A 17,682-nucleotide genomic window follows, 5' to 3' on the forward strand; every position below is an offset into this window, starting at 1 on the left:
AATCAGTGCACCGGGACGGTACGGAATTCGTCGCCGCCGTCGCCTTCATCCTCGTCGTCGCCATGATGGTGGCCATGTTCGCCATGCACATGACCATGTGCGATTTCCTCGTCGCTGGCCGCACGCACGCTGAGCACGTTCAAGCCGAAGCGCAGGGCAATGCCGGCCAGGGGATGATTGCCATCCAGGACCACCTTATCGTCGGCAATTTCAGTCACGGTGAAGAGCAGGGATTCCTGCTGCTCTTCGCCTTCCTCGGGGGAGCCTTCGAACTGCATGCCGACTTCCAGCGGCGTGGGCAGGCGGTTACGGTCTTCGATCTTGACCAGATCGGCATCATATTCACCAAAGGCATCTTCGGGTTCGACCTGGATGGTCGTCTGGTAACCGGCCAGCTGGCCTTCGAGCGCTTCCTCGATTTTCGGCAGGGTATTTTGGTAGCCGCCATGCAGATACACCATCGGCTCGCGGCTCTCCTCGATGAGACTGCCTTGCGCATCGGAGAGGGTGTAGTTCAGGGTCACTACCGTATTCTGGGCAATCTTCATGGCTGGCTTCCTTTCTGTGGACGATGCCGGCGATTATACCAATCCGCCGGCGTCTTCCCCGCAAAAGTCGGCATCACCACTGGCACGCACCTATATAATGAGCGCCATGAAAAATCTCCCACTCCTCGGCGACATCACGCCCGCGCGCTTTTTGCGCGAATACTGGCACAAGAAACCCTTGCTGGTACGCCAGGCAATTCCTGGTTTCAAGCCCCTTCTCAAACGCGATGCCCTGGTCAATCTGGCGCAACAGGGCGATGTCGAATCGCGCCTGATCACCCACTTCGGCCGGCAATGGGAAATGCAGCACGGCCCGGTGACAGAAGTGCCCGCTTTCGCACAAAAGGACTGGACCCTGCTATTGCAAGGCGTTAATCTGCACCTCGATGCAGCCGACCGCCTGCTGCGCCAGTTCAACTTCATCCCGGACGCCCGCCTCGACGACCTGATGATCAGCTACGCCACCGATGGCGGCGGCGTCGGCCCGCATTTCGATTCCTATGATGTCTTCCTGCTGCAGGCGCATGGCCAGCGGCGCTGGCGCATCGGCGCACAGCAAGACCTCACGCTGGTCGAAGGCATGCCGCTGAAAATCCTGAAGCATTTCACGCCGGAAGAGGAATTCGTACTGGAGCCCGGCGACATGCTCTACCTGCCGCCGCACTACGCCCATGACGGCGTGGCCATCGGCGAATGCATGACTTATTCGATCGGTTTTCGCGCCCCCTCCTACCAGGAACTTGGCGAAGCCTTCCTGCAATTCATGGTTGAAACCGTTGAACTGCCGGGGCGCTATGCCGATCCGGAACTGACGCCTGCCCGCGCGCCGGCCGAAATCGGCAATGCCATGCTGCAGAAAATCCGCGAAAAACTGCAACAGATCAGCTTCGAAGAGGAAGACATCACGATTTTCCTGGGCGAATACCTTTCCGAGCCCAAGGCCAGCGTGTATTTCAAGCCGCCCGCACGCCCCTTGAGCCTGGCGCGCTTTATCGATGCGGCAGGCAAGCGCGGCGTAAAACTTTCGCGCAAGACACACATGTTGTACCGCGGCAAGCATGTTTTCATCAATGGTGAATCCTTTACGGCCGGGCGTGCCGATAAAGCACCTTTGCTGAGCCTGGCCAATACGCGCTGCCTGGAGGGGATGGCGCTGGCGGCGGCTTCCGCAGACGTGCAGGAAACCCTGCACCAGTGGTATGCCGATGGCTGGATCGAGTTGGCTTAAAGCATGAAAATAGCCCACTGTTGTGGGAACACAAAAGAAAATTACTAGTAGGAATCGTTTTTGTCATTCCATACAAAAACCCGCTATAATTATGAGTTAGGAAGGTTTCGCTTTACCGCACTGCACCATCGGTCAGTACGTCCGCGGAAACACCCTAACGAGCGATAATTACCGGTAATTATTCATCGCAAAACCTGTTTAAATTTCGAAGGAAAACTCATGAAAAAGAATCTGCTGATCGCCTCCCTGTTTGCTCTGACCCTGGTTGCCTGCGGTAAGAAAGAAGAAGCACCTGCTGTCGTCGAAACCACCACGACCGCTGCTGAAACCACCACTACCGCTGCTGAAACCACCACCACTGCAGCTGAAGCGACCACCACTGCTGCTGAAACCACCACCACCGTGGCTAAGTAATCAGTTTCTGCATCATGAAGAGCCGACCTTCGGGTCGGCTTTTTTTTCGCTCCGTTTTTTGTGCGGGACCCTAATTCCCCCCAGCAAGCCGCCGCGCAAGAGTGAGCCCATGCCGCACGCCCAATAAAAAAGCCGCCCGAAAAACGGACGGCTTTTTTGCAAACTGCGACGACTGGACTGACTGGGCTTACTTCAGCTGCTCATTCAGCAAAGTCAGAATCCTGCCGGCAGTCGCCGAATTGTCCGAGCGCCCGTCCGCATCGAGGACCTGGACGCGGCTGACGCCGGTAGTTTCCTTGACCGAAATGCGGTAACGCTGCGCCGACTTCGGATCGTCCTTGGAGGAACCCCACGAGAACAGCTTCGAGATAAAGCCCTTCTCGGACTCGGCCCTGGCCTTGGCTTCCTTGTCCTGGTCGACGTAGCGCACGAAATACACGCCTTGCGAGCGGTCGCGGTCTTCCACGGTGAAGCCGACGCGGTCCAGCGCCAGGCCGACACGGCGCCAGGAGCGGTCGAACCCTTCATTGTTTTCGACATACGCGCCGGAGTCAGCCTTGACCAGCCTGGAGCGCGCCTGCAGCGGCGTCGCATTGGCAACCACGGACTTGGCGCGCACTTCTTCGGCGCCCAGCCGCACCATCAGCTTGCTCAGCATCTGCGCTTCCAGTTCCGGGTCGGCCGGACGGCCTACCCACATCGTGCTTTGCGGGCCGCTGGTGCCAGTGGTGCCGGTATGCACTTCCTCGGCGCCGCGGTGGCTGATGTAAATCTCGGTGCTGCCATCCGGCGCGCGTTCCAGGCGGGTACGGAATTTGTCCCGCACGGCGCTATCGTAGGCGGTGTCGAGGGTCTTGGCGAGGAAACCGCGAATCGTCCCCTGCGGCACGTTCAGGCGCTTTTCCGCCCAGTCGGTTTCCAGCACGCCGGCGTCAGGCATCTCGACATTGACCAGGAATCCGGCGTCCTGCCAAAAATCCTTGATTTGCGGCCACAGGACTTCCGGCGATTTCTTGATCACCAGCCAGCGCTGGTTGCCGTCGCGTTCGACACGCATGTCCGAGGCCACGGCGGGCGCGACCACCTGGGTGCCCCCCGTTGCTGCAGCCGCGCCACTGCCCTGTTGCTGCTGGGTGTAGCCTGAGGCGGTGGCAACGCCGCGGTTGTTTTCATTGATGGCGTAACGATTATCGCGCTGTAATTGCGTCAGGTTCGGCGGGATTTCCAGGGTCTTGGCGGGCGCCTTGCTCGCGCTTTTGTAATCCACCCGCTCCGGTTCCAGCATCGAATTCAGCGAACCGCCGCAGCCGGCCAAGCTGGCAAGAATGGCCGCGCCAAGCAGGCTGCGCGTGAAACAAGTTGAGTGCAACGAAATCATGTTCTTGCGAATAATCATATGGATACGGGTTAAAAACCGGACAAGATCAAAGGTGCAAATGCACCAACAAGCGTTTATTGTAATACAGCAGCTTCGCGCAATGCCTTGCGGACGGTTTCCTGGTATTCCTGCGCCAGCGGCACCAGCGGCAAACGGATGCCGGAAGGAATCTTGCCCATTTCTGCCATGGCCCATTTCACTGGCACAGGATTGGGTTCGACAAACAGCTTGTTATGCAAGGGCAGCATGCGGTTGTTGATCTCGATTGCACGGGCAATCTCGCCTTGCATGGCAGCCACGCACAATTCATGCATGGCGCGCGGGGCGACATTGGCCGTGACGGAAATATTGCCCTTGGCGCCACAGAACATCAGTGCCATGGCAGTCGCATCGTCACCGGAATAAACGGCAAAGGATTTTGGCGCCAGGCGCAGCAGATCGGTGCCGCGGGCAATGTTGCCAGTTGCATCCTTGACCCCGATGATGCCCGGCACCTGCGCCAGGCGCACGATGGTTTCGTTGGCCATGTCGGCCACGGTGCGGCCCGGCACGTTGTACAGGATCACTGGCAAGTCCACCGCCTCGGCGATTTTCTTGAAGTGCTGGTACATGCCTTCCTGGGTCGGACGGTTATAGTAGGGCACTACTTGCAGCGAGGCATCCGCACCGACATTCTTCGCATAGCGGGTCAGTTCGATGGCTTCCGCAGTCGAGTTGCCGCCTGTACCGGCGATGACGGGAACGCGCTTGGCCGTATGCTCCACCGCCACCTTGATCAGTTCGCAGTGTTCTTCGACCGATACGGTGGGCGATTCACCTGTGGTACCGACAATGACGATGCCATCGGTGCCTTCGGCGATATGCCAGTCGATGAGATTACGCAAACCCGGCAAGTCGAGGCTGCCGTCTGCATGCATGGGGGTGACGATCGCTACTATGCTGCCCTGAATCATGGTGTTTAGGAAACGAAAGGATGAAAGCTTCGATTGTAGCGGATCGCCTGCGGGTATGGGTGGCTTCGGGCAGGCAAATCGCATTAAAAAATCGGCGGAAAATCGGCGGCGAGAGCCTGCGCCGACGCCCCGGGCGCAATCGCGCAAATCCGCTGCACCATGGCCGGCTTGGGCGCCGCCACGTAACCGTCCTCGAAAGCGACGACACGCCAGTCCGGCATGGCCGGATTGCGCACCACTTCGAGCAATTCGCCCTGCCGCAGCAAAAAATCCGGGTTCGACGGCTTACCGTAGCGCTCGTTACCTCGCGCGAAGGTCTCGTAGATCAGCACGCCGCCTGGCGCCAGGCTTGCCAGCATGGCAGCAAACAGGGGCCGGTGCAGGTAATTGGTGACGACGATGCCGGCAAAACGCGCCGGCGCAAACGGCCAGGGCGTGCCATTTTCGAGGTCAAACTGGAAAGTCGCGATGCCGGCGGGCGCCGACGCCGCCAGCGCCGCCAGGGCTGCGCCATCGCGGTCCAGCGTACAGACGGGGTGGCCCATGGCCGCCAGCAGGCGGCTATGGCGGCCGCTGCCGCACGCCAGGTCGAGCACTTCGCCTGGCGCAATCAGCGGCGCAAAGCGCTGCACCCAGGCCGAGGGCTGTGCCGGAAATTCAGCCGCCATGGACAAGGATGCCTCCCGTGCCTGCGTCAGCTGCGATAGCCGAGGCCCATGGCCTCGCGCACATCGCGCATGGTTTCTTCAGCCAGCGCACGCGCCTTGTCGCAGCCGTCGGCGACGATGGCACGCACCAGCGTGGGGTCATCGAGGTAGCGCTGCGCGCGCTCGCGCATCGGCTCCTGCTCGCGCAAGACGCCGTCGATCACCGGCTGCTTGCATTCGATGCAGCCGATGCCGGCCGAGGTGCAGCCCTTGACTACCCACTCCTTCGTGGCGGCGTCGGAATAAACCTGGTGCAGCTGCCATACCGGGCACTTTTCCGGATTGCCCGGATCGGTGCGGCGGATGCGCGCCGGATCGGTCGGCATGGTGCGCAATTTCTTGGTAACCGTTTCCTTGTCTTCGCGCAGGGCAATGGCATTGCCATAGCTCTTGGACATTTTCTGGCCATCGAGTCCCGGCAGGCGCGAGGCTTCCGTCAGGCGCACCTGCGGCTCGGGCAGGATGATCTTGCGGCTGCCGGCAAGGTAGCCGAACAGGCGCTCGCGGTCGGCCGCGCCCAGGCTTTGCGCTGCATCCAGCAAGACGCGCGCCTCATCCAGCGCCTCGTGCCTGCCCTGCTCCTGATAGGCCGTGCGCAAGGCATCGTATTGCTTGCCCTGCTTGCCGCCCAGTTTCTTGATGGCTTCCTGGACTTTTTCGGCAAAGCCGGCTTCCTTGCCGTACATGTGGTTGAAGCGGCGCGCGATCTCGCGGGTAATTTCGACGTGCGGGATCTGGTCTTCGCCCACCGGCACCATGCTGGCGCGGTACAGCAGCACGTCAGCCGACATCAAGAGCGGATAGCCGAGGAAGCCATAGGTGGACAGGTCGCGGTCGGCCAGCTTTTGCTGCTGGTCCTTGTAGGTCGGCACGCGCTCGAGCCAGCCCAGCGGCGTCATCATCGACAGCAACAGGTGCAGCTCGGCATGCTGCGGCACCTTGGACTGGATGAAGATGGTCGATTGCGCCGGGTCGACACCCGCGGCCAGCCAGTCGATCACCATGTCCCAGGTGCTGGCTTCGATCTGCGCCGGGTCTTCGTAATGGGTAGTCAGCGCATGCCAGTCGGCGACGAAGAACAGGCAAGGCACCTCGGCCTGCATCTTGACCCAGTTTTTCAGGGCGCCATGGTAATGGCCCAGATGGAGGGCGCCCGTGGGGCGCATGCCGGAAACGACGCGATCGGGAAACATGGGAATGAATTAACTCAGCAAGAAGGTGAACGGGGAGACCAGCAGTTGCAGCAGGAAATTGGCGGCCGTCATGACCGGCACCATCCAGAATTTCAACACCTGCAAAAACAGCAGCGCCAGCACAATGAAGAAACCATACGGTTCCATGCGGCCATACTTGTAGGCCAGCCGGTTCGGCAGGATGCTGAACATGATGCGCCCACCATCCAGCGGTGGTACCGGAAACAGGTTGAAGGCGAAGATCACAAGATTGACGATGATGCCGGCTTGCGCCATCTTGTGGAAAAAGTCTTCATTGACGTGGAAGGCCACCAGCGCCAGCGAAAACAGCATCCACAGGAGCGCCATCAGCAGATTGGCGGCAGGGCCGGCCAGCGCTACCCAGGCCATGTCGCGCTTGGGATTGCGCAGCTTGCCCCAGTCCACCGGCACCGGCTTGGCATAGCCGAACAGGAAAGGGCTGCCGACGAAATACAGCACGATGGGAATCAGGAGCGTGCCCACCGGGTCGATATGGCGCACCGGGTTCAGGCTCATGCGCCCCTGCACGTAGGCGGTGGAGTCACCGAAGTACTTTGCGGCGTAGGCGTGCGCCGCTTCGTGCAGGGTAATGGCAAAGAGGATGGGCAGTACGTAGACTGAAAAATTCTGGATAAGCTCGTTCATCAGGGGATTTTATCAGACGGCCGCGGCAGGGGCCGAACTTCCGGCCGATTTGCCGTGCCAGCTAGAGGCCGAACATGGCAGCATCGCCCCTGCCCTGCCGCACCAGCTCGGGCGCAGCGCCGGACAGGTCGATGACGGTGGTCATTTCCAGGCCGCAGGCGCCGCCATCGATCACCAGCTCGATCTGGCGTTCCAGCTTTTCGCGCACGACGTCGGGATCGGTCAAGGGCAAATCGTCATCCGGCAGGATCAGGGTGGTGCCCAGAAGCGGCTCGCCCAACTCTTCCAGCAACGCCAGCGCAACGGCGTTTTCCGGCACGCGCAGGCCGATGGTCTTGCGCGAGGGGTGGCTGACCCGGCGCGGCACTTCCTTGGTGGCTTCGAGGATGAAGGTATAGGGCCCGGGCGTCGCTGCCTTGAGCAGGCGGAACTGGCTGTTGTCCACCCTGGCGTATTCGGCGATCTGGGAGAGGTCGCGGCACAACAGCGCCAGGTGGTGCTTGTCATCGATGCCGCGGATGCGGCGCAATTTGGTGACCGCGTCCTTGTCGTCCAGGTGGCAGCACAGGGCGTAGCAGGAATCGGTGGGCAAGGCGACGATGCCGCCGGCGCGGATGATTTGCACCGCCTGCTTGATCAGCCGCAGCTGCGGGTTGTCGGGATGAATCTGGAAAAATTGGCTCATGAATCAATTACGGCGGCAGCTTGCGCCACCGCCGTCCGGTTAGAGGGCTTGCCGAGTGACGATCAGCGCGTGCCCTGCAGGGCGGCAATACGCTGCTCGATCGGCGGATGGCTGGAAAACAGCGCCATGAAGCCCGGCTTGTCATTGGCAATACCCATCGCGGCCATCGACTGCGGCAGGTTGTTCGGCTCCAGGCCGCCCAGGCGCGCCAGCGCATGGATCATCGGCTTGGGGCCGCCCAGCAATTGCGCAGCGCCGGCGTCGGCGCGGAACTCGCGCTGGCGCGAGAACCAGGCCACGATCATCGAGGCGGCGATGCCGAAGACGATCTGGCACACCATGACGGTCACCATGTAGCCGATGCCGGGGCTGTCGTTATCACCCCTGGACAGCGCGCGGTCCACCGCATAGCCGACCACGCGCGACAGGAACACCACGAAGGTATTCACCACGCCCTGGATCAGGGCCATCGTCACCATGTCGCCATTGGCCACGTGGGCCACTTCATGGCCGAGCACGGCTTCGACTTCCTCGCGGGTCATGGATTCGAGCAGGCCGGTGGACACCGCCACGAGCGCCGAATTCTTGAATGCGCCGGTGGCGAAGGCGTTCGGCTCGCCCTGGTAGATGGCCACTTCCGGCATGCCGATGCCGGCTTTCTGGGCCAGCCTGGCGACAGTATCAACCAGCCAGAACTCGGTCGAATTGGACGGCGTCTCGATGACTTGCGCGCCGGTGGACCATTTCGCCATCGGCTTGCTGATCAACAGCGAGATGATGGAACCGGTGAAACCGACCACCAGCGAAAACACCATCAGCATCGGCAGGTTCAGGCCCTGCGCGGTCAGGAACTTGTCCACGCCCAGTACTGAAAGCACCACCGTCATGACCGCAACTACGGCAATGTTGGTGGCAATGAACAGAAAAATTCGTTTCATTTGAAAATCCCCTTTGGAAAACAATGACTAACGTATGGATTCTTTCACAAAACTCAAGATGCCGGAATGGTTTATCCTGAGATTTTTCGGAAGAATATCTGCGTTTTATTCAGAGATTCCAATCGTGCCAGACCGGTGTGACGGAGCGCGGCAACGGCGGCAAGGCGCCCAGTTCGATATGGGATTCCGCCGGGCCGTGGAAGTCGGAGCCGCGCGAGGCCAGAAAGCCATAGGCGCCGGCTACTTTTGCATAGACATCGTACTGGTCAACGGTATGGCTGCCGGTAACGACTTCAATGCCGGCACCGCCCGCTTCCTTGAATTCCATCAGAAAGGCATGCAGCTGCAGTTCGCTGAATTTGTAGCGGCCGGGGTGGGCCACGATGGCAATGCCGCCAGCGCCGCGGATCCAGCGCACGGCATCCTGCAGTTTTGCCCAGCGGTGCGGCACATAGCCAGGCTTGCCTTCAATGAGGTAATTGCGGAAAACATCTTTCACATCGGCACAGATACCGATTTCAACCAGGTAGCGGGCAAAGTGGGTACGGGAAATCAGGTCCGGATTGCCGACGAATTTGAGCGCGCCATCGAAGGCATGGGGAATGCCCGCGCCCGCCAGTTGCGCGCCCATTTCAAGCGCGCGTTCGGCGCGCCCGCCACGGGTTGTTGCCAGGCCATGTGCCAGGTCCGGGTTTTTTTCATCGATTTTCAAGCCGACGATGTGCACCGTTTCACCCGCCCAGGTAACGGAGATTTCCACCCCGGGGACGAAGTGCAGGCCAAGCGCCGTCGCGGCATCCCTGGCTTCGGCAATGCCATCGAGTTCATCATGGTCGGTGAGGGCCCAGACGTCGACCCCTTGCGCTTTCGCGCGCGCCGCCACCGCCGCCGGCGCGAGCGTGCCGTCGGATACGTTGGAGTGGCAATGGAGATCGATATTCAGCATGAATTTACCGCAAAAATCCTTAATCCCTTATTGTACGCGGCTTGGGATAGGCATGCTGATTGCCCTATTGCCAAAAAATCAGGCTTGCGCCAAAAACGCTTCGATGCGTTCAGCCAGCAATTCCGGCTGGTCATGGTGCAGCATGTGGCCCGCACCGGGAATCGACTCGGTGGCGACGTTGGCAATCGTGGCGATACGGCGGTCGATTTCCGCGCGCGCCTTCGCCAGGTCCTTCGTGCCAAACCAGCGCCAGACATCCGTTTCCGCCGCTTCCACCCACAACACGGGGGCGGTGATGGCTTGCCAGCAGGCCAGCGCTTCCTCGACGTGATACAGCACCGGGCTGATCATCTTGTGCGCCGGGTCCCCCAGGATTTCCCAGCGCCCCTCGGCATTCGGTGCAGCCCAGTGCTGGGCGAGGAATGCGGCGCGTTCGTCGGAGAGGCGCGGATTGGTTTTTTGCAGGCGACCCATGACTTGTTCCGGCGATGCATAGGAACGCATGTCCGGCGGCTGGCGCAAGCCATCGAGCCATTGGGCATAGCGCCCCGGCGCCTGCTGCGGGCGGGTCGGCGGCATGCCGAAGCCTTCCAGATTGACCAGGCGGGCAATCCGCTGCGGCCGCACACCGGCATACATGCAGGCGACATTGCCACCCATGCTGTGGCCGATCAGGTTGATCTGTTGGTTGGGCGCGTAATGATCGAGGATGGCATCGAGATCGCCGAGGTAGTCGGCAAACCAGTAGCTGTCGGAGCCGGAACGCGCTGACAGGCCGTAGCCGCGCCAGTCCGGCGCGATCACGTGCCAGTCGCGCTGCAGGCAATCGACCACGAACTGGAACGACGCCGAGACATCCATCCAGCCATGCAGCATGAAGAGCATGGGCGCATCCTCCCTGCCCCAGTGGCGGAGGTGATAGCGCAAGCCGCGCACGGGGAGATATTCTGAACGGGAGGATTTCATGTCAGCCTTAATAGAACGATCGTACTATTATAGTACAGGAAGTTCACCGCAGGAATCGCGCCAGGCTAAAGGAGGAACGGGTGCCGATATGGCGGAAATTCTCGTCGAGCCAGCGGCTGGTCTGCTGGCGCCCTTCGCTGCGCAGCGCCTGCAGGAACGGCGCCTGGGTGTTCAGGCGGCTGAGCGTGCTCAATTGCCCCATGAGTTCGCGCGAGGCGATGGAATGGATATGCAGCTGTCTCAGGCGGCGCTCGAACTTGCCGAAAGCGACCAGGCTGCGCCGGGCTTCGCGCTGGGCCAGCGCAATGGCCTGCAATTCGGTGGAGAGCGCCGCATTGAAACCGATCTCGGTCAGGCGGGTGTGGATTTCATTGACCGACAGCGGCACGCCCGCATGCGTGGCCGAATGCAGCAGCACCACCATCATGTCGCGCGCTTCGCACTGGTGCAGCAAGGGAAACAGCGGCGGATTGGCGGTGAAGCCGCCGTCCCAGTAGGCTTCGCCATTGATTTCCACCGCATGGTGCAGCGATGGCAGGCAAGCCGACGCCAGCAGCATTTCCAGCGTCAGCTGGCGGGTGCGGAACAGCTTGAGCGTGCCGCTGCCGACGTGGGTAGCGGCAATGAAGAGCTTCAGGGGACATTCGGCGCGTAGGCGCTCGAAATCGATTTGCGCCACCAGCATGTCGCGCAAGGGGTTGATGTCGAAAGGATTCCACTGGTAGGGCGAAAAGAAGCGCGTCAGCGACAGCAGCGCATTGACGCCCGGCGCGGGATGGGCATGGGCGATCAGGTTGTCGGCGGTGTATTCGTCTTCCGCATGCAGGCTGAAAGGTTTTTTGACGGCGACACTTTCCCAGAAATCCTGCAATGCCTGGCGCGCGCCGTCGCGCCCGCCAATGGTCCAGCCATGCGCCAGCGCCACGGCATTCATGGCGCCGGCGCTGGCGCCGCTGATGCCTTCGATCTCGATGCGCTCGTCTTCCAGCAGACGCTCCAACACCCCCCAGGTAAAGGCGCCGTGGGAACCGCCGCCCTGCAATGCCAGCGTCAGCTTTTTCTTTTGCATCTGCATTCCTTTCCAGAGTTACACAAACCGGCGAGGAAAGTCTCTTCCCGCTTGCCACCATGCTACAGAAGGGAAAAGCAACTGCGTTTAAGTGTATCAACTTTCAAAAGGGAACTAATTTTTATGCAAGCTTCTTTGCCGGGAAGCGAGCACTGCGCCGGCAAATAATGCCAGGGCGGAAAAAACCAGGCCCTGTTCCAGCCCGCCGCTGCGGTCGGCAATCCAGCCGGCAACACTTGGCCCGACGATCTGTCCAAAGGCAAATACTGTCGTAAAGGCGCTGATGCCTGCCGACCAGGATTGCGGCGGCAGGTTGTGCCGCACCAGCGCCGTCGTCGAAGCCACCACCGACAGGAACACTGCGCCAAATAGCAGGCCTGACATAAATACCAGCGGTACTGCCGAAGTCAGCGCCGGCAGGATGGTGGCAACGCCCACCAACGCATTGAGGATCGCCAGCGACTGGCCGCCCTTGAAGCGGTCCAGCATGCCGGCCCAGATGCGCGAGGACGCCACCACTGCCAGTCCGAGCAGCAAATAGAACACGGTGATCAGCGACGCCGCCATGCCTTGCTGGCGCAGCAAGGCGATCACGAAGGTCATGTAGCCGATATAGCCGACACCGAACATGAAGTAGCCGGCCAGGCCAAAGCCGAAGGCGCGCAACTGGAATGGGCGATGCTCGCCTGACTGCTGCTGTGCCTCGGGAATGGCGCGCACGGGCGGCGCCATGAGCGCGGTGGCCAGCAGGCAAAGCGCGCCCAGCAAAAGCCAGGGCCATTGCCAGCCATGCGGCACGCCCTGCGCCGCAGCTCCGGCCAGGCTGGCCGGCACCAGCAAGGCGGATGCCGCGATGCCGAAGCCGGTGCCGCCGTAGTAAAGGCCGAGCAGCAATCCGGAACGTCCCGGGTGCAGCGCGCCCAGGCGCGCTGCCAGGATGCCGCCGGCGATGAAGATGAAGGCGCTGGAAATTCCCGCGAGGATACGCTGCGACAGCAGTACGCTGGTTGCCGTCACTAGGCCGGAGACCAGCATGAACAAGCCGGTCAGGATGGCGCCGGCGAGCAGCAGGCGCTGCGGCGACACCCGGCGCATGAGCCAGGGGGTGGCGAGCGCCCCGAGCATGTAGCCGAAGGCATTGGCGGTATTCATGGCGCCGGCCAGAAAATAGGACCAGCCAAGATCGGCGCGCATCGGCGGCAGCAGCAAGCCATAGGAAAAGCGCGATATGCCCAGCGCGATGGCAGCGCCCAGCGACAGCGCCAGCGCGGTCAGCAAGGGGCAACGCTGCGGCCAGTCGTCAAAGCCCATGCGCGCCGGCCTCATGAGGACAACCGCGCCAGTTCGGCTTCGGTGAATCCGGCCTGGCGACGCGCCTCGAGGTTGAAGGGACCACGCAAAGGCGGCGCCTTGTGGGCCGCGGCCAGTGGCGCGTAGGCAGCCAGCGGATCAAGGCCGCGCTGGCCGCACAGCCAGCCATACCAGCGGTTGCCGATGGCGACATGGCCGATCTCGTCGCGCAGGATGATGTCGAGAATTTCCGCGGCGGCATGGTCGCCGGCCTGCGCCAGCTTGGCGCGTACCGCCGGCGTCGCATCCAGGCCGCGCGCTTCCAGCGTGCGCGGCACCAGCGCCATGCGCGCCAGGAGATCGCCCTCGGTCTTTTGCGCCATTTCCCACAGGCTGTTATGTGCGGGGAAGTCGCCATAGGCAAACCCGAGCGTTTGCAGGTGAGCCGACAACAGGGAAAAATGCAGCGCTTCCTCGGCGGCCACCTGCAGCCAGTCGGCATAATAGTCGGACGGCATGCCGGCATAGCGCCAGAGCGCATCCAGCGCCAGGTTGATCGCATTGAATTCGATGTGCGCCAGGGCATGCACCAGGGCCGCACGCCCTTCGACGGTCGTCATCGCGCGGTGCTTCACCTCGCGCGGCGCCACCAGCAGCGGCAGATCGGGCCGGCCCGGGATGGCATGCCTGGCGACGAGTTGCGCATCCGTTGCCAGCGCCATGGCGCCGTTCTGCCAGGCTTGCCGCAACGCCTGCACCCCGGCGGCCTTTTGCCCCGGCAGCGGCACGCCCAGCCAGTGCAAGGCAGCCGCGCGCAATTCGTGCGGAACTTCGTGCGGCTGCGCCGGCACTTGCGGCAATACAGGTGCCTGCGTTAAACATTCGTCAATATCGGCGGGATTCGGTGCAGTCATGCGAGGGGCGGTAAAATGGCGGTTGTCATCAACCCAACCATTCTACGGAAATCCATGGCCATCTACCAATTGGGCGAGCACATCCCGCAGATCGATCCTTCAGCCTACGTCACCGACTCCGCCAACATCATCGGCAAGGCCAGGATCGAAGCCAATGCCAGCATCTGGTTCGAGGTCACCATCCGCGGCGACAATGAATTGATCGTGGTCGGTGAAAACAGCAATGTCCAGGAATGCTGCGTGCTGCATACCGATCCCGGCCAGCCCCTCACCATTGGCAAGAACGTCACGGTCGGCCACCAGGCCATGCTGCACGGCTGCAGCATCGGCGACGGCAGCCTGGTCGGCATCCAGGCCGTGATCCTGAATGGCGCGAAGATCGGCAAGAATTGCCTGGTCGGCGCCGGCGCCCTCGTCACCGAGGGCAAGGAATTCCCCGACAATAGCCTCATCATCGGCTCGCCCGCCAAGGCCGTGCGCACCCTGTCCGAGGAAGACATCGCGCGCATGCACGGCAATACCCGCAACTATGTCGAGCGCGCTCGCCATTTCAAGAACAACCTCAAGCGCATCGGCTGAGCCGGCCGCATCAAAAGACACCCCGTATGGACAAGCTGCAAAAATTCATCTTTGAACAAGCCGCAGTGCGCGGCGAACTGGTCGAGCTCTCCGAGACCTGGCGCCACGTGCAATCGCACCGCACCTACCCGGACGCGGTACGCAACGTGCTGGGCGAGCTGATGGCGGCCGCCGCGCTGCTGTCGGCCAACCTGAAATTCAATGGCTCGCTCATCATGCAAATCCACGGCGACGGCCCGCTGCGCCTGCTGGTGGTCGAATGCGACGCCGAGCTGAAGATGCGCGCCACCGCCAAGCTGGCGCCGGACGCGGTCATTGAAGACGGCGCAACCCTGCCGCAGCTGGTGAATGCGCACGGCAATGGCCGCTTCGCCATCACGCTCGACCCGAAGGACAAGCTGCCGGGCCAGCAACCGTACCAGGGCATCGTGCCGCTGGACGGCGACACGGTTTCCACCGTCATCGAACATTACATGCTGCGCTCCGAGCAGCTTGACACCAAGTTGTGGCTGGCCGCCGACGGCACCGTGGTACGCGGCATGCTGCTGCAAAAGCTGCCGGTGGAAGGCGGCGCCGAAATTTCCGAGGATGCGGCGCTGGAAACCTGGAACCGCACGGTGGCGCTGGGCTCGACCCTGGGCAACGAGGAATTGCTGCATACCGATGCCGGCACGCTGATGCGCCGCCTGTTCTGGGAAGAGACGATCCGCGTGTTCGACCCGCAGGAGCCGCAATTTTATTGCAGCTGCAGCCGCGACAAGGTCGGTAACATGCTGAAGATGCTGGGACGGGAAGAAGTCGATGCCGCCGTGGCAGACCTGGGCAAGCTGACCATCGATTGCGATTTCTGCGGCCAGCACTACGAATTCGACAGTGTCGACTGCGCCCAGTTGTTTATCGCCGATACCAATGCCGATGCGGCGCAGCCGCCAAGCCCGACGCGGCACTAGGCAGCAACGAGGCAGTTTCGCGCGGGGCGCTCAGGCCGCTGACTTTGCCGCAATGTCCGGGTCGTTGGCACCGCTGGCAAAGACCTGGTCGAGCGCGCGGTCGACCAGGCGGTCGAGCGAAACCGTCTGGACAGTGCCTTCGCGCAGGCGCTGCGCCAGCACCATATCGGTCAGCTGGAAAGTCTGTTCTTTCCTGTGCGTGGTAAAGATGAACAGGCTCTTCATCGGGCTGCACCATGACAGCTTGGCTTTCATGGAACCGCCATGCGCATCGCTGAACTGCAGCCAGACGCCACGCTCGAGTTTCTTCACCTGCTCGTCGAAATCATCCGGCTGCGGTTCCGGCGCTGCGCTGGCCTGTTTTTCCAGGCGGCGCTCGGCGGCCTGTTTGGCCACTTCCATTGCCAGTTCCAGCTGGCGCTCCGGTGTCAGCGGCAGGGGTGCGCGCACGATCGAGGCATGCGTTTCGGCCAGATCGGCAAAGAAACGCATGCGGTCAGATTCTTCCCATTTGACGACGGTGAGCCACTTGTTCAGGCGTCCCAGGATGGAAGGCAGCTTGGCCAGCAAGTCCTTGCGCTCGGCCCTGGTGATCTTGGGCTTGACGCTCCAGATCAGGTCATCCATCGTGCCGACGGCGCTTTGCACTGCAGTCGGTTTTTCATCCTGCAGCGTGTAAGCCACGGTCAGCACGGAGACCCATTTTTCTTCCAGGAAGGTCTCGACAAACGCCACCACTTCGCCGGTGCCGACCCGCATGGCCACTTCGTTTCTGGCGACCTTGGTGGCCTGACCGATCTTTTCCTTCTGCAGGGCCTTGCTGATCGGCGCCTGCAGCTTTTCAGTGGCGGCCTGTTCTTCTTTCTGAATGAAGCTTTGCAGATCGGCCAGCACATCGGAAAACACCGACATCTGCTTGTCGAAATCCTCTTGCACCCGCTCGACGACGCGCTTCATGGTCTGGTAAAGGGGCGCTTGCTGGCCGCTGTCCTTGTCCCACTCCATGCTCGACTGCGCCAGCGTTTCCACCAGACGCCGTGCCGGATGCTCCTGCTTGAAAAAGAAATCCTTGTCGATCAGCGCAGCCTTCAGCACCGGCACCTGGAGGAAGCCGATCAGCGACTTCATCTCGCCGGCGATATTCTTGTCGTGGAAGACCATGTCGAAGACGCTGGTCAGCAGGTCAATGGTATTTTCATCGACCTGGCTCAGGGCGCCGGCAGGCGCGTCGCGCTTGATATCCGCCAGCACTGCGGTACTGGCATGGTCGCGGCTGGCAAGACCGGCCAATTGCCCGTCCAGCACGGTCTTTTGCATTCCGGCCAAAAATCCCATCAGCTGGTTGCTGACGGCACTCACCTGCAGCAACTGGCTTTGCAGGTTGCCCGCCACACCCTCGCTGCCAGCTGCCGTGCCAGGCATTACACCAGCACCTGCCGGGCTGCCCTCCCCGGTCAGCATGCGCCGCAGGCCGTCGGCGATCTGCGCCTCGCGCTTTTGCTCGGCGGCGTAATTGGTCGATTTGCGAATGCGGTAGGAGTCGCTGGCCGCTGGCAGGATGCCGTGCCCGATCATGGCGTCATTGACGGCCTGCAGGATCGGCGCCATATCAAGGAACACCTCCGGTTGCAATCGCGGCAGGAATAGCGGATGCGAAGCGGTATCCGGATCAAAGTCCGCCCAGGCCGCATTCAACGCCTCCATGACCACTTCGGGGCGGAAGGGGTTTTGCGCAAGTTGCAAATCATCGCGCCCGAGCAGTCTGGCGATGCGCAAATTCAGGGCGTCGAACAACTCCGCGTGCCGCGCCACAACTGGGCGCGCAAGATGGCCGAGCCGGACCTTGTTGTCCATTTCCTCATAGGACACCAGTTCCAGCGCGATACTCGGCCTGGCGGCAGGCACATCCGCGGGATTTTGCCGGGATTGTGACCCGGCCTGCTGCATCAGATGCTGCATTTCCTTGCGCAGCGACGCGGCGATCCTGGCCGAGGCCAGATGATAATAAGCGTAGGGATTTTTTTTGAGCAGGCAGGCACCGGCAATGCCGAGACTGGCCTGTTGCGGCTCCGCGCCCTGTTCGGACAATGCCATCAGCGCATCCGCCAGCCGCACGCCAAACGCATCGAGCTGGGCATTGGCGGCGCCGCTGGCGACCTGCACCAGGCTGGCGAGGACGTCCGCCGGCGCCGGCGATCCCGGCGAAACCGGGTTGTGCGGCTTGCGCCTGTCTTCTATGTGATTGGAAACCATGGCCT

At 61.8% G+C, this 17,682-nt stretch carries 18 protein-coding genes; 4 read left to right on the forward strand and 14 right to left on the reverse strand.

Annotation, left to right across the window (positions count from 1 at the left end; translation table 11 throughout):
- Nucleotides 1-2 precede the first annotated feature (2 nt).
- Nucleotides 3-548: a peptidylprolyl isomerase gene (locus EKL02_RS13350; protein WP_128902505.1), complete on the reverse strand. Its 546-nt coding sequence runs from the start codon at nt 546-548 to the stop codon at nt 3-5.
- 106 nt (nt 549-654) lie between these two features.
- Between EKL02_RS13350 and EKL02_RS13355 the strand changes: the two genes are divergently transcribed.
- Nucleotides 655-1,776 carry a cupin domain-containing protein gene (locus tag EKL02_RS13355; protein WP_128902506.1) on the forward strand — a complete coding sequence of 374 codons (1,122 nt, stop codon included), beginning with the start codon at nt 655-657 and terminating at the stop codon, nt 1,774-1,776.
- Between the two features lie 219 nt (nt 1,777-1,995).
- Entirely contained in the window at nt 1,996-2,190 is a 195-nt protein-coding gene (locus tag EKL02_RS13360) for a hypothetical protein (protein WP_128902507.1), read from the forward strand.
- A 187-nt stretch (nt 2,191-2,377) separates the two neighbouring features.
- On the opposite strand, the gene bamC is transcribed toward EKL02_RS13360, so the two are convergent.
- The 12 genes from bamC to EKL02_RS13420 form a co-directional block, all read right to left on the reverse strand.
- Nucleotides 2,378-3,568, reverse strand: a complete 1,191-nt coding sequence (gene bamC / locus EKL02_RS13365; RefSeq protein ID WP_241687713.1) for an outer membrane protein assembly factor BamC — start codon at nt 3,566-3,568, stop codon at nt 2,378-2,380.
- Nucleotides 3,569-3,642: 74 nt separating this feature from the next.
- Complete coding sequence (gene dapA / locus EKL02_RS13370; RefSeq protein ID WP_128902509.1) at nt 3,643-4,521, reverse strand: 4-hydroxy-tetrahydrodipicolinate synthase; 879 nt, start codon at nt 4,519-4,521, stop codon at nt 3,643-3,645.
- An 83-nt stretch (nt 4,522-4,604) separates the two neighbouring features.
- Nucleotides 4,605-5,189: a methyltransferase domain-containing protein gene (locus EKL02_RS13375; RefSeq protein WP_128903504.1), complete on the reverse strand. Its 585-nt coding sequence runs from the start codon at nt 5,187-5,189 to the stop codon at nt 4,605-4,607.
- 26 nt (nt 5,190-5,215) lie between these two features.
- The gene (locus EKL02_RS13380; protein WP_128902510.1) at nt 5,216-6,421 is read right to left on the reverse strand and encodes a tryptophan--tRNA ligase; all 1,206 of its coding nucleotides are present in this window, start codon (nt 6,419-6,421) and stop codon (nt 5,216-5,218) included.
- A gap of 9 nt (nt 6,422-6,430) precedes the next feature.
- On the reverse strand, nt 6,431-7,087 hold the full coding sequence (locus tag EKL02_RS13385; RefSeq protein ID WP_128902511.1) for a site-2 protease family protein: 657 nt from the start codon (nt 7,085-7,087) through the stop codon (nt 6,431-6,433).
- A 61-nt stretch (nt 7,088-7,148) separates the two neighbouring features.
- Nucleotides 7,149-7,772 carry an L-threonylcarbamoyladenylate synthase gene (locus tag EKL02_RS13390; RefSeq protein WP_128902512.1) on the reverse strand — a complete coding sequence of 208 codons (624 nt, stop codon included), beginning with the start codon at nt 7,770-7,772 and terminating at the stop codon, nt 7,149-7,151.
- A gap of 62 nt (nt 7,773-7,834) precedes the next feature.
- Nucleotides 7,835-8,710, reverse strand: a complete 876-nt coding sequence (gene htpX, locus EKL02_RS13395) for a protease HtpX (RefSeq protein ID WP_128902513.1) — start codon at nt 8,708-8,710, stop codon at nt 7,835-7,837.
- A gap of 109 nt (nt 8,711-8,819) precedes the next feature.
- Entirely contained in the window at nt 8,820-9,656 is an 837-nt protein-coding gene (locus EKL02_RS13400) for a 3',5'-nucleoside bisphosphate phosphatase (protein WP_128902514.1), read from the reverse strand.
- Between the two features lie 78 nt (nt 9,657-9,734).
- The gene (locus EKL02_RS13405) at nt 9,735-10,622 is read right to left on the reverse strand and encodes an alpha/beta hydrolase (protein WP_128902515.1); all 888 of its coding nucleotides are present in this window, start codon (nt 10,620-10,622) and stop codon (nt 9,735-9,737) included.
- A 43-nt stretch (nt 10,623-10,665) separates the two neighbouring features.
- Nucleotides 10,666-11,691: a patatin-like phospholipase family protein gene (locus EKL02_RS13410; RefSeq protein WP_128902516.1), complete on the reverse strand. Its 1,026-nt coding sequence runs from the start codon at nt 11,689-11,691 to the stop codon at nt 10,666-10,668.
- A gap of 114 nt (nt 11,692-11,805) precedes the next feature.
- Complete coding sequence (locus EKL02_RS13415; protein WP_128902517.1) at nt 11,806-13,017, reverse strand: YbfB/YjiJ family MFS transporter; 1,212 nt, start codon at nt 13,015-13,017, stop codon at nt 11,806-11,808.
- Nucleotides 13,014-13,895: a ferritin-like domain-containing protein gene (locus EKL02_RS13420; RefSeq protein ID WP_128902518.1), complete on the reverse strand. Its 882-nt coding sequence runs from the start codon at nt 13,893-13,895 to the stop codon at nt 13,014-13,016. Before EKL02_RS13420 ends, EKL02_RS13415 begins: the two co-directional genes overlap by 4 nt.
- Before the next feature lie 54 nt (nt 13,896-13,949).
- On the opposite strand from EKL02_RS13420, the gene EKL02_RS13425 reads away from it, so the two are divergent.
- On the forward strand, nt 13,950-14,474 hold the full coding sequence (locus tag EKL02_RS13425; protein ID WP_128902519.1) for a gamma carbonic anhydrase family protein: 525 nt from the start codon (nt 13,950-13,952) through the stop codon (nt 14,472-14,474).
- A 26-nt stretch (nt 14,475-14,500) separates the two neighbouring features.
- The gene (hslO, locus tag EKL02_RS13430) at nt 14,501-15,424 is read left to right on the forward strand and encodes an Hsp33 family molecular chaperone HslO (RefSeq protein ID WP_128902520.1); all 924 of its coding nucleotides are present in this window, start codon (nt 14,501-14,503) and stop codon (nt 15,422-15,424) included.
- 30 nt (nt 15,425-15,454) lie between these two features.
- Here hslO and EKL02_RS13435 read toward each other — a convergent pair whose 3' ends face one another.
- Nucleotides 15,455-17,677 carry a DUF1631 family protein gene (locus EKL02_RS13435; RefSeq protein WP_128902521.1) on the reverse strand — a complete coding sequence of 741 codons (2,223 nt, stop codon included), beginning with the start codon at nt 17,675-17,677 and terminating at the stop codon, nt 15,455-15,457.
- Nucleotides 17,678-17,682: the final 5 nt, after the last annotated feature.

It is taken from the genome of Janthinobacterium sp. 17J80-10 (assembly GCF_004114795.1).
Classification (GTDB): Bacteria; Pseudomonadota; Gammaproteobacteria; order Burkholderiales; family Burkholderiaceae_D; genus Paucimonas.

Coding starts and splice junctions, on each gene's coding strand:
- EKL02_RS13390 (WP_128902512.1), bottom strand. CDS start 7,772: ATGAGCCAATTTTTCCAGATTCATCCCGACAACCCGCAGCTGCGGCTG.
- EKL02_RS13355 (WP_128902506.1), top strand. CDS start 655: ATGAAAAATCTCCCACTCCTCGGCGACATCACGCCCGCGCGCTTTTTG.
- EKL02_RS13420 (WP_128902518.1), bottom strand. CDS start 13,895: ATGACTGCACCGAATCCCGCCGATATTGACGAATGTTTAACGCAGGCA.
- EKL02_RS13400 (WP_128902514.1), bottom strand. CDS start 9,656: ATGCTGAATATCGATCTCCATTGCCACTCCAACGTATCCGACGGCACG.
- EKL02_RS13380 (WP_128902510.1), bottom strand. CDS start 6,421: ATGTTTCCCGATCGCGTCGTTTCCGGCATGCGCCCCACGGGCGCCCTC.
- hslO (WP_128902520.1), top strand. CDS start 14,501: ATGGACAAGCTGCAAAAATTCATCTTTGAACAAGCCGCAGTGCGCGGC.
- EKL02_RS13360 (WP_128902507.1), top strand. CDS start 1,996: ATGAAAAAGAATCTGCTGATCGCCTCCCTGTTTGCTCTGACCCTGGTT.
- EKL02_RS13405 (WP_128902515.1), bottom strand. CDS start 10,622: ATGAAATCCTCCCGTTCAGAATATCTCCCCGTGCGCGGCTTGCGCTAT.
- EKL02_RS13375 (WP_128903504.1), bottom strand. CDS start 5,189: ATGGCGGCTGAATTTCCGGCACAGCCCTCGGCCTGGGTGCAGCGCTTT.
- EKL02_RS13385 (WP_128902511.1), bottom strand. CDS start 7,087: ATGAACGAGCTTATCCAGAATTTTTCAGTCTACGTACTGCCCATCCTC.
- htpX (WP_128902513.1), bottom strand. CDS start 8,710: ATGAAACGAATTTTTCTGTTCATTGCCACCAACATTGCCGTAGTTGCG.
- EKL02_RS13435 (WP_128902521.1), bottom strand. CDS start 17,677: ATGGTTTCCAATCACATAGAAGACAGGCGCAAGCCGCACAACCCGGTT.
- dapA (WP_128902509.1), bottom strand. CDS start 4,521: ATGATTCAGGGCAGCATAGTAGCGATCGTCACCCCCATGCATGCAGAC.
- EKL02_RS13350 (WP_128902505.1), bottom strand. CDS start 548: ATGAAGATTGCCCAGAATACGGTAGTGACCCTGAACTACACCCTCTCC.
- EKL02_RS13410 (WP_128902516.1), bottom strand. CDS start 11,691: ATGCAAAAGAAAAAGCTGACGCTGGCATTGCAGGGCGGCGGTTCCCAC.
- EKL02_RS13415 (WP_128902517.1), bottom strand. CDS start 13,017: ATGAGGCCGGCGCGCATGGGCTTTGACGACTGGCCGCAGCGTTGCCCC.
- EKL02_RS13425 (WP_128902519.1), top strand. CDS start 13,950: ATGGCCATCTACCAATTGGGCGAGCACATCCCGCAGATCGATCCTTCA.
- bamC (WP_241687713.1), bottom strand. CDS start 3,568: ATGATTTCGTTGCACTCAACTTGTTTCACGCGCAGCCTGCTTGGCGCG.